11 protein-coding genes are annotated in these 13,704 nt (G+C 56.2%); 6 read left to right on the forward strand and 5 right to left on the reverse strand.

Annotation, left to right across the window (positions count from 1 at the left end):
- The first annotated feature begins 4 nt into the window (after positions 1-4).
- The 6 genes from CF137_RS00420 to CF137_RS00445 are packed head-to-tail and all read left to right on the forward strand — an operon-like array spanning position 5 to position 6,724.
- Positions 5-1,930 (forward strand): HAMP domain-containing methyl-accepting chemotaxis protein, encoded by a 1,926-nt coding sequence (locus tag CF137_RS00420; protein ID WP_139717168.1) that lies wholly within the window; start codon positions 5-7, stop codon positions 1,928-1,930.
- A gap of 12 nt (positions 1,931-1,942) precedes the next feature.
- Positions 1,943-2,512: a chemotaxis protein CheW gene (locus CF137_RS00425; protein ID WP_139717170.1), complete on the forward strand. Its 570-nt coding sequence runs from the start codon at positions 1,943-1,945 to the stop codon at positions 2,510-2,512.
- A gap of 43 nt (positions 2,513-2,555) precedes the next feature.
- Positions 2,556-4,313: a methyl-accepting chemotaxis protein gene (locus CF137_RS00430; protein WP_139717172.1), complete on the forward strand. Its 1,758-nt coding sequence runs from the start codon at positions 2,556-2,558 to the stop codon at positions 4,311-4,313.
- A 57-nt stretch (positions 4,314-4,370) separates the two neighbouring features.
- Positions 4,371-5,174, forward strand: a complete 804-nt coding sequence (locus CF137_RS00435) for a CheR family methyltransferase (protein ID WP_101321252.1) — start codon at positions 4,371-4,373, stop codon at positions 5,172-5,174.
- A gap of 3 nt (positions 5,175-5,177) precedes the next feature.
- A complete protein-coding gene (gene cheD, locus CF137_RS00440; RefSeq protein WP_101321254.1) occupies positions 5,178-5,669 on the forward strand; it encodes a chemoreceptor glutamine deamidase CheD in 492 nt (163 codons plus the stop codon).
- Positions 5,666-6,724, forward strand: a complete 1,059-nt coding sequence (locus tag CF137_RS00445) for a protein-glutamate methylesterase/protein-glutamine glutaminase (protein WP_139717174.1) — start codon at positions 5,666-5,668, stop codon at positions 6,722-6,724. The genes cheD and CF137_RS00445 overlap by 4 nt, the downstream gene beginning before the upstream one ends.
- A 99-nt stretch (positions 6,725-6,823) precedes the next feature.
- On the opposite strand, the gene pnp is transcribed toward CF137_RS00445, so the two are convergent.
- The 5 genes from pnp to infB all read right to left on the reverse strand — a co-directional run bounded on the left by pnp (position 6,824) and on the right by infB (position 13,688).
- Positions 6,824-8,968, reverse strand: coding sequence for a polyribonucleotide nucleotidyltransferase (gene pnp / locus CF137_RS00450; RefSeq protein WP_042018159.1), 2,145 nt, complete (start codon positions 8,966-8,968; stop codon positions 6,824-6,826).
- A 168-nt stretch (positions 8,969-9,136) separates the two neighbouring features.
- A complete protein-coding gene (gene rpsO / locus CF137_RS00455; RefSeq protein ID WP_005326646.1) occupies positions 9,137-9,406 on the reverse strand; it encodes a 30S ribosomal protein S15 in 270 nt (89 codons plus the stop codon).
- 128 nt (positions 9,407-9,534) lie between these two features.
- Positions 9,535-10,494, reverse strand: coding sequence for a tRNA pseudouridine(55) synthase TruB (truB, locus tag CF137_RS00460; protein ID WP_042018162.1), 960 nt, complete (start codon positions 10,492-10,494; stop codon positions 9,535-9,537).
- A 1-nt stretch (position 10,495) separates the two neighbouring features.
- Complete coding sequence (rbfA, locus tag CF137_RS00465; protein WP_042018165.1) at positions 10,496-10,933, reverse strand: 30S ribosome-binding factor RbfA; 438 nt, start codon at positions 10,931-10,933, stop codon at positions 10,496-10,498.
- Positions 10,934-10,988: 55 nt separating this feature from the next.
- Positions 10,989-13,688 carry a translation initiation factor IF-2 gene (infB, locus tag CF137_RS00470; protein ID WP_068977841.1) on the reverse strand — a complete coding sequence of 900 codons (2,700 nt, stop codon included), beginning with the start codon at positions 13,686-13,688 and terminating at the stop codon, positions 10,989-10,991.
- Between the last annotated feature and the right edge of the window lie 16 nt (positions 13,689-13,704).

Consider the following 13,704-nt stretch of genomic DNA (forward strand, 5'->3'; position numbering starts at 1 on the left):
CATCATGTTCAAAAACTCCACCATCAAATTGCGTCTCATCGTGCTGCTCTGCATGCTCTGCCTGTTGCTGCTGGCCGTTGGCAGCCTCGGGCTATACAACATGCAGAGCAGCAATACCGGGTTGCAGCGTGTTTACAACGACAGGGTGGTTCCTCTCAAGCAGCTGAAGACCATCTCCGACAGCTATGCAGTGTCGATCATCGACAACCTCAACAAGGCCAATGCGGGGCTGATCCCGGCAGAAGAGGCCCTGACTCAAATTAAACAGGCCCAACAGACGATCAAGAACGAGTGGCATAACTACCAGTCCACCACCCTCACCCCGGATGAGCAGCGTTTGTCAGCCGAGGCAACAACCCTGTTCAACTCGGCCGATACCGATATTGGCAAACTGGAGAAATTCCTCGCCACCCAGCACGGCATGATTGCCGGCATGCTGAGCAATTTTGACGGCACTCTGTATGGTTCCATCGACCCGATAGGTAACAAAATCACCGAGCTGGTCAACCTGCAGCTCAACGTGGCCAAGTCGGAATATACCGCAGCGCAATCCTGGTATGACGTGATGCTGATAACCATGGCGGTGGTTATCGCGGTCGGCATCATGTTCGCCGCCTGGTTTGGCGCCATGTTGATCAAGAGCATCATCACCCCGATCGAACAGGCCCTGCGCGTGGCCAATAGCCTGGCCGAGGGCAATCTGGATGTATCAATCAAGATCGAATCCAACGACGAGGCGGGCCAACTCTTGATGGCGATGGACAACATGGTCAAAAAACTGGGGGCCTTGATCACGGATATCGAGACCCTGGTCACTGCCGCCGTCGAGCAGGGAGACTTCAGCCACAAGATTGCACTGGAGGATCGCCAGGGCTATATCAAGCGGGTATCCGAGTTACTGAATCGCCTCTCCAATGTGACAGATACCAGCCTGGAAGATGTGATGCGCATCGCCACCGCACTCTCCAAGGGGGATCTGACCCAGCGGATCGATGAGCCCTACCCCGGTATTTTTGGCCAGACCAAAGATGGTCTCAACCAGACCATCACCGCACTAACCAATATCATCGAAGAGGTACGTAATGCCGCCGACAACCTGACCAACGCCTCCAATCAGGTGAGCAATACGGCGCAGGCATTGAGTCAGGCCACCAGCGAGCAAGCGGCCAGTGTGGAGGAGACCAGCGCCTCTATCGAGCAGATGAGCGCCAGCATCAACCAGAACACCGAGAACGCCAAGATCACCGACAGCATGGCCAGCAACTCGGTGCTGGAAGCCAGCGAAGGGGGCCAATCCGTACAACAGACGGTGACCGCCATGCAGCAAATCGCCAAGAAAGTCAGCATCATCGATGACATCGCCTACCAGACCAACCTGCTTGCGCTCAACGCGGCCATCGAGGCAGCTCGCGCCGGAGAACATGGCAAAGGCTTTGCGGTGGTTGCCGCAGAGGTGAGGAAACTGGCGGAGCGCAGCCAGATCGCAGCGCAAGAGATTGGCGAGCTCTCCTCCGACAGCGTCAGCAAGGCAGAGCGGGCCGGCAACCTGCTGGAGAAGATCGTCCCCTCCATTCGCAAGACCTCTGATCTGGTACAAGAGATCAATGCCGCTTCGGGCGAGCAGGCCAGTGCAGCCAACCAGATCAGTCTGGCTATGAGCCAACTCAATCAGGTGACACAACAGAATGCAGCCAGTAGCGAGGAGCTGGCGGCCACCGCTGAAGAGATGAGCTCGCAAGCCAGCGAACTGCAGCAAACCATGGCCTTCTTCGCTCTGGAAAAAAATTCGCAGCTCAACTCCAGGCCCCATGAAACCGGCCACAAGGGGATGCCTCCCAGAGGCAGTTTCATCGCACCGCCACAACGGGCCAGTCAGCCCAATCAACCATCATCCCATTCCATTACTGAAGCGGATTTTGTCCGTTTCTAACCGGAGGCGACCATGCATACATCCACCGACATCACGCTGCCATTATTGGCCGCTGGCGAGAGCAGCGGCGATGCCCAGTACCTGACGTTTCTGATCAACAACGAGATGTTCGCCATCAATATTCTGGGGGTCAAAGAGATCATTGAATACGGCAATATCACTCCCATCCCGATGATGCCGAGCTTTATTCGTGGCGTCATCAATCTGCGAGGAGCGGTTGTCTCGGTCGTTGACCTCAGTGCGCGCTTTGGCAATACCCCTTCAAATATTACCCGCCGCAGCTGCATTATCATCATTGAGGGGATGGCGCAGCAGGGTGATGAACCTGTCAGCCAGGATATAGGTGTCGTGGTGGATTCGGTGTCGGAGGTGTTATGTATTCCACAAACTGATATTGAACCACCACCAAGTTTTGGCGCCCGCATCAGAGCTGACTTTATCAGCGGCATGGGCAAAGTCAGCGGTAAATTCGTCATCCTCATCGATACCGAAAAAGTGTTGTCACTCGATGAGATGGCACAACTCAACGAACTGGCCCAGCCACAGGCAAGGTTACCGCAAGGCGGTCTGCAACACTCCTGAACAGGCCCCCACACTCCACGACATGCAGCATAAGGAAACGCTCATGACCCAGTCACTCTTAGGTAAACTCTTCGGGAACGATGCCGCAGAAGCAAGACAACAGGCCCTGTTACTCGACGCTATCGGGCAACTCCAGCGCGCCATAGTGGAAGATCGCCCCCCAGCCCCACTCGACCTTTCCGGGCTGGATAATGCCCTGCGCACGATAGGAAATGCCGTCAACGACGTGGTGGCCTTGCTCAGCGACAAGCTGGAGCAGAGCCGGGATGAAGTCAGGAACAGTCAGGCGTTGCTCAATGAGAACCGACTGGTTCGCAAGGCACTGGACTGCGCCAGCACCAACGTGATGATCGCCGACACCAATCTCGACATTATTTATATGAACGAGGCCGTGACCGGCATGCTTAATCAGGCTGAAACGGACATTAAAAAAGAGCTCTACAGCTTCAATGCCAATCAGCTGATGGGCGCCAATATCGACAGTTTTCATAAAAATCCCAGCCATCAACGGGCGATGCTGGCCAAACTCAACAATACATTCCGAACCCAGATCCAGCTGGGAGGACGAACCTTCTCCCTGATTGCCAATCCGGTCTTCAGCGATAGCGGCGAGCGCATGGGCTCAGTCGTAGAATGGGCAGACAGAACCAAGGAGGTGATGATAGAGAAAGAGATGTCCGACATCGTACAGGCAGTGATCAATGGTGAACTGCACCGCCGGATGGAGCTTGCTGGCAAGAGCGGCTTCTTTCAGGCGATGGGTGAAGGGATCAACCAGATTGCCGAAGTGATCGACCGCACCCTTAACGAGGTTATCCGGGTCGTGCAATGTCTGGCGAAAGGGGACCTGACCCAACAGATAGAGGCTGACTATCCCGGTATTTTTGGTACCACCAAGGATTCACTCAACATCACGATCACCTCGCTGACCAAAATCGTCACCGAAGTTCGCGGCGCCTCTGACAACCTCTCCAGCGCCGCCGAGCAGGTAAGCGCGACAGCCCAGTCCATCAGCCAATCCAGCAGTGAACAGGCCTCCAGTATGGAAGAGACCAGCGCCTCCATCGAGCAGATGAGCGCCAGCATCAACCAGAATACCGACAACGCTCAAGTCACCGATGGCATGGCCAGCAAGGCCGCCAAAGAGGCCGTCGAGGGAGGGGAAGCCGTCAAACTCACCGTCGATGCGATGAAGCAGATCGCCAAACGAATTGGCATCATCGACGACATCGCCTACCAGACTAATCTGCTGGCACTCAACGCAGCCATTGAAGCGGCACGGGCAGGTGACCATGGCAAAGGCTTTGCGGTCGTAGCCGCAGAGGTGCGCAAACTGGCAGAGCGCAGCCAAATTGCAGCACAGGAGATTGGCGAGCTCGCCTCCAGTAGTGTGGAGATGGCAGAAAAAGCAGGTCGCTTGCTGGATCAGATGGTGCCGTCCATTAACAAAACCTCTGACTTGGTACAGGAGATCAGCGCAGCCTCCAATGAGCAATCGACAGGGGTCAGCCAAATCAACCTGGCCATGAATCAGTTAAGCCAGGTCACCCAGCAGAATGCCTCTTGTAGTGAAGAGCTTGCAGCCACTGCCGAGGAGATGAGCAGCCAGGCCGAGCAGCTACAGCTGGCCATGGAGTTTTTCACTTTGGAGGAAGTGCGCAAGGATAGCCGGGCCCACGCCACGACACGCAATGCGATCACCAAGGGGCGTTTCATCAACGAGGGCAACACCCCTGGTAATGAACGACCATCAAGTCAGTCGCGACCACCGCTCAACGACGCCGATTTTGTCCGATTCTAGCTATGGGAGAGGCTTTGCCTCTCCTGCATCCGACGTCACTGGTAGAGGGGCAGGATTTTGTATCAAACCCAGTTGCATGATGATGAGTTCTCCCGTTTCCAGCACTGGCTTCATCAAACGGCGGGAATAGAGCTGTCTCCGGCCAAAAAGGCTTTGGTTGCCAGCCGGCTGGCGAAACGACTCTGCCACTACGAGCTGGATAGTTATGACGACTATTTCCAGCTCATCATGAACGACCGTAGCAGCGAACTACAGCTGGCGCTCGATCTGCTCACCACCAATGAAACCTACTTTTTCAGGGAGCCCAAACACTTCGAGTTTCTGACCAGGCAAGTACTTGCGCACTTCCCGACAGAACGCACCTTACGGATCTGGAGTGCCGCCAGCTCATCGGGAGAAGAGCCTTACAGTCTGGCCATGACGCTGGCAGAGAAGCGCGGCACCCTCAACTGGGAAATCGTGGCATCTGACATCTCGTCACGGGTGCTGGAACAGGCCATAAGCGGGCGCTATCTGATCGAACGGGCACACAACATTCCGCTGCCCTTTTTGATGAAGTACTGCCTCAAAGGGGTCGGTTTGCAGGAGGGTATCTTCATCATCGACCGCAAGTTACGGGACAAAGTCAATTTCATGCAGATTAACCTAAATCAGGAGCTGCCGGATCTGGGGATGTTCGACGTGATCTTCATCAGGAACGTGATGATCTATTTCAACAAGGAGACCAAAGGGCAAGTGTTGCAACGGCTGGTCCCTCGGCTCAAACCCGGTGGCTATCTGCTGGTCAGCCACGCTGAAAGCCTGCACGGCTTGCCTCACGGCCTGCAGTTGGTGTCCCCCTCCATTTATCAGAAGAGATGAACCATGGCACGGGAGGTGATCCTGCAACCGGGCGAACTCTTTTTTGGCAAGGAGGATGTGGTGGTCAAAACCCTGCTGGGGTCCTGTATCGCCATCACTCTGTGGCATCCCGAGCAAAAACAGGGGGGCATGTGTCACTACATGTTACCCACGCGAGGCAACCCCTCGACCGGGCTTGATGGACGCTATGCCGATGAGGCCCTCGCCTTGCTAGTGCAGGCAGCCGGTCACTATCCCGCCCCCATTCATGAGTACGAAGCCAAGCTGTTCGGGGGAGGCAACATGTTCACCGAGCAGCAATACGCACAGAGCGACAACAATGTCGCCACCAAAAATATTCAGGCAGCCTGGCAGCTGACCAGAGACCTTGGCCTTGATATCAAGGCTCATCATCTTGGCCATAGCGGCCACCGAAGCTTGCTCTTTGAGCTCAGCAACGGCAGTGTCTGGCTCCGCCATCATCGTCTGCCACATCAACGGGAGTCGCGAGAATGAAGCAAATCCGGGTCATGCTGGTGGATGATTCCGCCGTCGTCAGACAGGTATTGCAAGCGGTGCTGGAGCAGGAGCCTGACATCAAGGTGATCGCCACGGCATCAGATCCCCTGTTTGCTCAGGAAAAACTGAAGAAAGAGTGGCCTGACGTCATCGTGCTCGATGTGGAAATGCCACGCATGGACGGCATCACATTTCTCACCAAAATCATGGCTGAACACCCGACACCGGTGGTGATCTGCTCATCTCTCACCGAAAAGGGAGCGGAAACCACACTGCAAGCGATGGCTGCAGGTGCAGTGGATATCATCACCAAGCCAACCATGGGATTAAAAAGCTTTCTGCAAGAATCCGCCCACGATCTGGCCATGGCAGTGCGGGCTGCCGCTCAGGCCAATCTTAAACGTGTTGGCAAGCCTGCCCCCTCACCGATCAGCACCAAACTCAGTGCGGATGTCATGCTGCCACCCAACCAAGATGCCATGGCACAAACCACTGAACGGCTCATTGCCATCGGAACCTCCACTGGCGGCACCCAAGCGCTGGAAGTAGTGCTGACTGCCCTGCCCCGGGTCAGCCCCGGCATTGTCATTGTGCAGCACATGCCGGAGAAATTTACCGCCATGTTTGCTGAGCGGCTCAACGGGGTCTGCCAGATAGAAGTACGGGAGGCGAGAAACAATGACAGGGTGATCCCCGGACTCGCGCTGATTGCTCCCGGCGGGAAACATATGCTGCTCAAGCGCAGCGGTGCCTACTATCACGTCGAAGTGGTCGATGGGCCGCTCATCAACCGTCATCGACCCTCGGTGGATGTGCTGTTTCGCTCCGTCGCCAAATATGCCGGCAAGAACGCCACCGGCATCATCATGACCGGCATGGGGGATGATGGTGCGCGGGGATTGCGCGAGATGCTGGAAGCCGGTGCCAACACCTATGCCCAGGACGAAGCCTCCTGCGTGGTTTTCGGCATGCCCAAAGAGGCGATAAAACTGGGGGCCGCTCGCCATGTGCTCCCTCTGCAAGAGATGCAATATGCCATCCTTGGCAAGTAAGCTCTCCCGCGTGCATTTTGACCATAAAAAAGTCCGGCTCCCCAAGGGGAGCCGGACTTTTTACGTCAACCGAAACCAGTCCGGTATCAGAGCGGCAGATTACTCTGCGGCAGGCGCTTCTTCAGCAGCCGGAGCAGCATCAGCGGCAGGTGCAGCTTCAGTCGGGGCGTTCGCTTCCTTGATGGAGAGACGTACACGGCCCTGACGGTCAACTTCCAGTACCTTCACCTTGACCACGTCACCGATGGTCAGGTGGTCAGCCACGTTCTGCACGCGAGCGTCGGTGATCTGGGAGATGTGTACCAGACCATCTTTACCCGGCAGGATATTGACGAAGGCACCGAAGTCAGCCAGACGGACCACTTTACCTTCATAGATGCGGTTCACTTCGATCTCGGCGGTGATCGCTTCGATACGACGGATCGCTTCCATGGCAGCTTCGTTGGCCACGGCGGAGATGCGAACAGTACCGTCATCATCCAGCTCGATGTTGGTGCCGGTCTCTTCGGTCAGCGCACGGATCACGGAACCACCCTTACCGATCACGTCCTTGATCTTCTCAGGATTGATCTTGATGGTGTGGATACGCGGGGCAAAATCAGAGATTTCGCTACGCGGAGCCTGGATGGCTTCATCCATCACTTTCAGGATGTGCAGGCGAGCGCCACGAGCTTGCTTGAGGGCAATCTCCATGATCTCTTTGGTGATGCCTTCGATTTTGATGTCCATCTGCAGCGCGGTGATACCTTCGGTAGTACCGGCTACTTTGAAGTCCATGTCACCCAGGTGATCTTCGTCACCCAGGATGTCGGACAGCACGACGAAACCTTCTTCTTCCTTCACCAGACCCATGGCGATACCGGCAACAGAGGCCTTGATCGGCACACCCGCATCCATCAGCGCCAGGGAGGAACCACAGACAGAAGCCATGGAGGAGGAGCCGTTGGATTCGGTGATTTCAGACACCACACGCACCACGTACGGGAACTCGGCGGCGCTCGGCATTACGGCAGCAACGCCACGCTTGGCCAGACGACCGTGACCGATTTCACGACGCTTGGGGCTACCCATCATGCCAGTCTCACCGACGCAGTACGGCGGGAAGTTATAGTGCAGCATGAAGCGGTCGGCACGATGGCCAGCCAGCTCATCGATGTTCTGAGCGTCACGCTCGGTACCCAGAGTGGCAACCACGATGGCCTGAGTCTCACCACGGGTGAACAGGGCAGAACCGTGAGCACGGGGCAGAATGCCGGTGCCGACAGACAGGGCGCGGATCATTTCCGGATCACGACCATCGATACGCGGCTCGCCACGCACTACGCGGCCACGGACGATGCGGCTTTCCAGGCTGTGGAACTCTTCACCGATCTTCTTGGCATCGTCGGCAACGCCGGAAGCAATGACCTGCTCAACCACGCGCGCCTTGATGGCACCGATGGCTTCGTAACGTACTGCTTTCTCAGTGATGCGATACGCTTCACCCAGTTCGGCAGTCGCCAGCTCGGCGATCTTGGCTTTCAGCGGCTCGTTAACGGCAGGCGCAGTCCAGTTCCACGGCTTGGTGCCAACAGCGGCAGCAAACTCGTTGATCGCATTGATGACGATCTGCATCTGGTCGTGACCAAATACCACGGCGCCCAGCATCACCTCTTCAGAGAGGATGGCAGCTTCGGACTCAACCATCAGTACCGCGTTGGCAGTACCGGCAACCACCAGGTCCAGATCGCTCTGCGGCAGTTCAGCGGTAGTCGGGTTCAGCATGTACTGACCGTTCATGTAGCCCACGCGAGCAGCTGCAATCGGGCCACCAAACGGAATACCGGAGATGGCCAGTGCAGCAGAGGCACCGATCATGGCAACGATGTCCGGAGAAACCAGCGGATTCACGGACATGACGGTGGCAACCACCTGAACCTCATTGAGGAAGCCTTCCGGGAACAGCGGGCGAATAGGACGGTCGATCAGGCGGGAAGTGAGGGTCTCACCTTCGCTCGGACGGCCTTCACGACGGAAGAAACCACCCGGGATACGACCAGCAGCATAGGTACGCTCCTGGTAGTTGACGGTCAGCGGGAAGAAATCACGGCCATGATCGGCCTCTTTCTTACCAACTACGGTCACAAATACGCAGGTATCGTCCATGCTGACCATAACGGCCGCAGTGGCTTGACGGGCCATCACACCGGTTTCCAGCGTGACGGTGTGTTGACCGTACTGGAATGACTTTACAATAGGATTCACGTGAATTTCCTTTTTTACAATTTGGCTCTTTAAATTCGCGCACAAGTATACTTGATTCACTGCAAAAGGTAAGCGGGGACACGAATTCTGTGAAGCAGGCAACGACTTGAAGAGCAATAAAAAAGGGGAACCTCACGGTTCCCCTTTTTCGCGAAATCTGATGGTCGATTAACGACGCAGACCCAGCTTGGCGATCAGAGCAGCATAACGCTGAACATCTTTACGCTTCAGGTAGTCCAGCAGCTTACGACGCTGGGAAACCATGCGCAGCAGACCGCGACGACCGTGGTGGTCCTTTGAGTGCTCCTTGAAGTGACCTTGCAGATGGTTGATCTGGGCAGTCAGCAGGGCAACCTGCACTTCGGGGGAACCAGTGTCGTTAGCGCAACGAGCGTTGTCAGCAACGATGGACGCTTTGATCTCAGCATTTAGAGACATGTGTGTACTCCAGTAGAGTGTTTAAAGGTTCACAGCCAATCTCTAATTCAGCCGTGAAATGAGGGCGGTATCATAATCGTCCCCGGCTATTTTCGCAACGGGAAAGACGCGCCGATACCGCCAGAGGATTACTCCTCGATGTTATCGTCGTGATAACGCACCAATCGCTTGGGCGCAACCCGACCATCAGCATCAATGTCACCCACGCCGATAAACTCGCGCTCAGGGCCGACTGTCATGCGAACCTGACCGCTGGCCGGTGCGCCAGGCACCTGTACCGCTTGGCCCTGATTCACATAGGCAGCGACCACCGCCAGCATGTTCACCTCAGGCAAAGATGCCACTGCGGTATCCATCGGCAACAGCAGCGGATCGAGCTGCTCGCGCGGCGGGGTACTCTCGGCCTTGGACTGCTCGAGAATGCACTCCAGCTGCTCCAGGGTCAGCATCCGATCATAGGGATAGCTGGCAACCTGAGTACGACGCAACTGGGTGACATGAGCGCCACAACCCAGCACTTCACCCAGGTCATCGACCAGCGTGCGGATGTAGGTGCCTTTGCTGCAGTGCACTTCGAGGCGCACTTCATCACCTTCGAAGCTCAGCAGTTTGAGTTCGAATATCGTGATGGGACGGGCTTCACGCTCGATGGTGATGCCTTCACGGGCATACTCATAGAGCGGGCGGCCATTGTGCTTGAGCGCAGAATACATGGACGGCACCTGCATGATCGGGCCGCGGAACTGATCCAGCGACTCAATCAGGGTACCCATAGCCACGTTCACCGGACGAGTGGACACCACTTCGCCGTCGGAGTCGCTGGTATTGGTGCGCTCGCCCAGCTTGGCGGTCACCTCATAGCGCTTGTCCGCCTCCAGCAGATACTGGGAGAACTTGGTGGCCTCACCGAGGCAGATCGGCAGCATGCCGGTCGCCAACGGGTCCAGGGCGCCAGTGTGGCCAGCCTTGGCGGCGTTGTAGATCCGCTTGACCTTCTGCAACACATCGTTGGAGGTCAGACCGGTTGGCTTATCCAGCAGCAGGATGCCGTGAACATCACGGCCCTTGAAACGACGTCTGCGTGACATCTCAGGCTTTATCCTCTGTTGTGTCATCGGGTGTGGCATCCGTCTCTTCGTCACGGCCAGCTTCGGCCATGCGACGCTTGTCTTCGCGCACAGTGTTGGTCACCAGGTTGGAGAGACGCATCCCTTCGACCAGGGTCTGGTCGTAGTAGAAACGCAGCTCAGGCACTACCCGCAGACGCATGGCGCTGCCAAGCAGGCTGCGGATATAACCGGCAGCTTCAGTCAGACCCAACAGGCCTTCCTTGATGCGATCGCCGTCATTCTCCAACTGCAGAAAAGTAACGTAAATTTTTGCATAGTTAAGATCTTTGGACACTTCCACATCGGAAACTGTCACCATGCCAATGCGGGGATCTTTCACCTCACGCTGCAGGATCAGCGCGATTTCACGCTGGATCTGCTGTCCGACCCGACGGGTCCGGCTGAATTCTCTGGCCATATTCTATCCTGCGATAAAAGGGGGCCGTGGCCCCCTATTTTGTCTGACTCTCGGCTTACAGTGTCCGTTGAATTTCAACAGTCTCGTAAACTTCGATCTGGTCGCCTTCGCGCACGTCATTGTAGTTCTTGACCGCGATACCACACTCGTAACCGTTACGGACTTCGTTAACGTCATCCTTGAAGCGGCGCAGGGATTCCAGCTCGCCTTCATAGATAACCACGTTGTCACGCAGAACACGGATACGGTTGGAGCGCTTGACGATACCTTCAGTGACCATACAGCCAGCAACAGCGCCGAACTTGGGTGACTTGAAGACGCTACGCACCTGAGCCAGACCGATGATCTCCTGACGATATTCAGGAGCCAGCTTACCGCTCATGGCCTGCTTCACTTCGTCGATCAAATCATAGATGACGGAGTAGTAACGCAGATCCAGGCTCTCGGCTTCGATGACCTTGCGCGCAGATGCGTCAGCACGGACGTTGAAACCAACCAGGATGGCGCTGGAAGCGGCAGCCAGAGTGGCGTCAGTTTCGGTGATGCCACCAACACCTGAGCCGATGATCTTGACTTTAACTTCATCAGTAGAGAGCTGAACCAGCGCATCGCAGATAGCTTGCACAGAGCCCTGTACGTCGGCCTTGATCACCACATTCACTTCGGACACTTCGCCCTCGGTCATGTTGGCGAACATGTTTTCCAGCTTGGCCTTCTGCTGGCGAGCCAGCTTGACGTCGCGGAATTTGCCCTGACGATAGAGTGCCACTTCACGGGCTTTCTTCTCGTCACGTACAACAGTGGCTTCGTCACCGGCAGACGGCACCCCGGACAGACCGAGGATTTCGACCGGCAGAGACGGGCCTGCTTCTTTGATGTCGCGACCCAATTCGTCACGCATCGCACGAATACGGCCGTACTCCAGACCACACAGGACGATGTCGCCCTGACGCAGGGTACCTTGCTGAACCAGTACGGTTGCAACCGGACCACGACCTTTGTCGAGGAAGGATTCAACAACCACACCGCTTGCCATACCATCAACGACGGCTTTCAGTTCCAGTACTTCGGACTGGATCAGAATGGCTTCCAGCAGATCGTCAATGCCTTCGCCAGACTTGGCAGAGACGTGAACGAACTGGCTATCGCCACCCCAATCTTCAGACATTACGTTGTAACGGGACAGCTCGGTTTTGACGCGATCCGGATCCGCTTCAGGCTTGTCGATCTTGTTAACTGCGACAACGATAGGTACCCCAGCCGCTTTGGCGTGCTGGATCGCTTCGATGGTCTGCGGCATGACGCCGTCATCGGCAGCAACAACCAGTACCACGATATCGGTGGACTTGGCACCACGAGCACGCATGGAGGTAAACGCAGCGTGACCCGGAGTATCCAGGAAGGTGATCATGCCACTGTCAGTTTCGACGTGGTAAGCACCGATATGCTGGGTAATACCACCGGCTTCGCCAGCAGCAACCTTGGCTTTACGGATATAGTCGAGCAGCGAGGTTTTACCGTGGTCAACGTGGCCCATGATGGTCACGACCGGAGCGCGCGGCTTGGCTTCGGAGGTCTCGTCACGATCGGACAGTACCGCCTCTTCCAGCTCGTTCTCACGACGCAACACTACCTTGTGACCCATCTCCTCGGCGACCAGCTGAGCGGTCTCCTGGTCGATCACCTGGTTGATGGTCGCCATGGCGCCCATCTTCATCATCGCCTTGATGACTTCCACGCCTTTGACGGCCATCTTGTTAGCCAGTTCGGCTACAGTGATGGTTTCGCCAATGACCACGTCACGGTTGACCACTACCGCGGGTTTGTTGAAGCCATGCTTCATCGCGTTAGGAGTAGCCACCTTGCCACGCTTGCCTTTACGGGCACGCGGGTTGCGTGAGTCACGATCATCTTCACGACGACCCGGCTTTTTCGGGGCCTTGACCGCAGCAGCTGCAGCGGTACGACGGCTGGTCTCTTCCTTCCGATCCAACTCATCTTCTGCGGCTTGCGCATGCTTGTTGGTGGTCAGATGATAGTCACTGCTCTCTTTGGCGCGAGCAGCTTCTTCTTCAGCCCAGCGAGGGCCATTCTGTTCTGCCATAAGACGAGCCTCTTCGGCTTTCTTTGCGGCGAGTTCTTCTGCTTTTTGCAAAGCGGTTAATTCCTGTTGGCGCTTCAGTTCTTCTGCTTCGCGCTTGGCCATCTTTTCTGCCTCTTGCTGAGCTGTGCTACTGGCTGCTTTGGCGGGCTGTGGAGCCTGTCGAGCCTTTGATTGTGCCTCGATCCGCGCCTTTTCCTCAGCGTCACGACGAGCCTGCTCAGCCTCACGGCGAGCCTTCTCTTCAGCTTCGAGACGGGCCTTATTCTCGGCCTCGCAACGAGCTTTTTCTTCTGCTTCCAAACGCGCTGTTTCCTCGGCTTCCACCTGACGCTGTTCATCTTCCAGCGCCGAGCGTCTTACATAGGTGCGAGATTTACGCACTTCTACCTGCACTTCCTTGTTCTTGCCGCCAGTACCCTGAACACTGATGGTGCTCTTGGTCTTGCGCTGCAAGGTCATGCGGGCAGGAGTGGCGACCTCGTCACCCCCATGCTGTTTCTTCAGGTGTGCCAGCAGGGTCTGCTTTTCAGACTCGCTAACCATGTCGTCGGCCTTGCTCTTGCTGATACCGGCATCGACAAACTGCTGGAGAAGACGATCAACCGGTGTGTCGATGTCAGTGGCAAGTTGTTTGACTGATACTTCTGCCATTCATTTTCCTCCGTTT

It is taken from the genome of Aeromonas sobria (genome assembly GCF_006243315.1).
Taxonomy (GTDB): domain Bacteria; phylum Pseudomonadota; class Gammaproteobacteria; order Enterobacterales; family Aeromonadaceae; genus Aeromonas; species Aeromonas sobria_A.

Bases quoted from the DNA above. Each gene is read 5' to 3' on its own strand.
- CF137_RS00420 (WP_139717168.1), top strand. From the start codon at position 5: ATGTTCAAAAACTCCACCATCAAATTGCGTCTCATCGTGCTGCTCTGC.
- CF137_RS00425 (WP_139717170.1), top strand. From the start codon at position 1,943: ATGCATACATCCACCGACATCACGCTGCCATTATTGGCCGCTGGCGAG.
- CF137_RS00430 (WP_139717172.1), top strand. From the start codon at position 2,556: ATGACCCAGTCACTCTTAGGTAAACTCTTCGGGAACGATGCCGCAGAA.
- cheD (WP_101321254.1), top strand. From the start codon at position 5,178: ATGGCACGGGAGGTGATCCTGCAACCGGGCGAACTCTTTTTTGGCAAG.
- CF137_RS00445 (WP_139717174.1), top strand. From the start codon at position 5,666: ATGAAGCAAATCCGGGTCATGCTGGTGGATGATTCCGCCGTCGTCAGA.
- rpsO (WP_005326646.1), bottom strand. From the start codon at position 9,406: ATGTCTCTAAATGCTGAGATCAAAGCGTCCATCGTTGCTGACAACGCT.
- truB (WP_042018162.1), bottom strand. From the start codon at position 10,494: ATGTCACGCAGACGTCGTTTCAAGGGCCGTGATGTTCACGGCATCCTG.
- rbfA (WP_042018165.1), bottom strand. From the start codon at position 10,933: ATGGCCAGAGAATTCAGCCGGACCCGTCGGGTCGGACAGCAGATCCAG.
- infB (WP_068977841.1), bottom strand. From the start codon at position 13,688: ATGGCAGAAGTATCAGTCAAACAACTTGCCACTGACATCGACACACCG.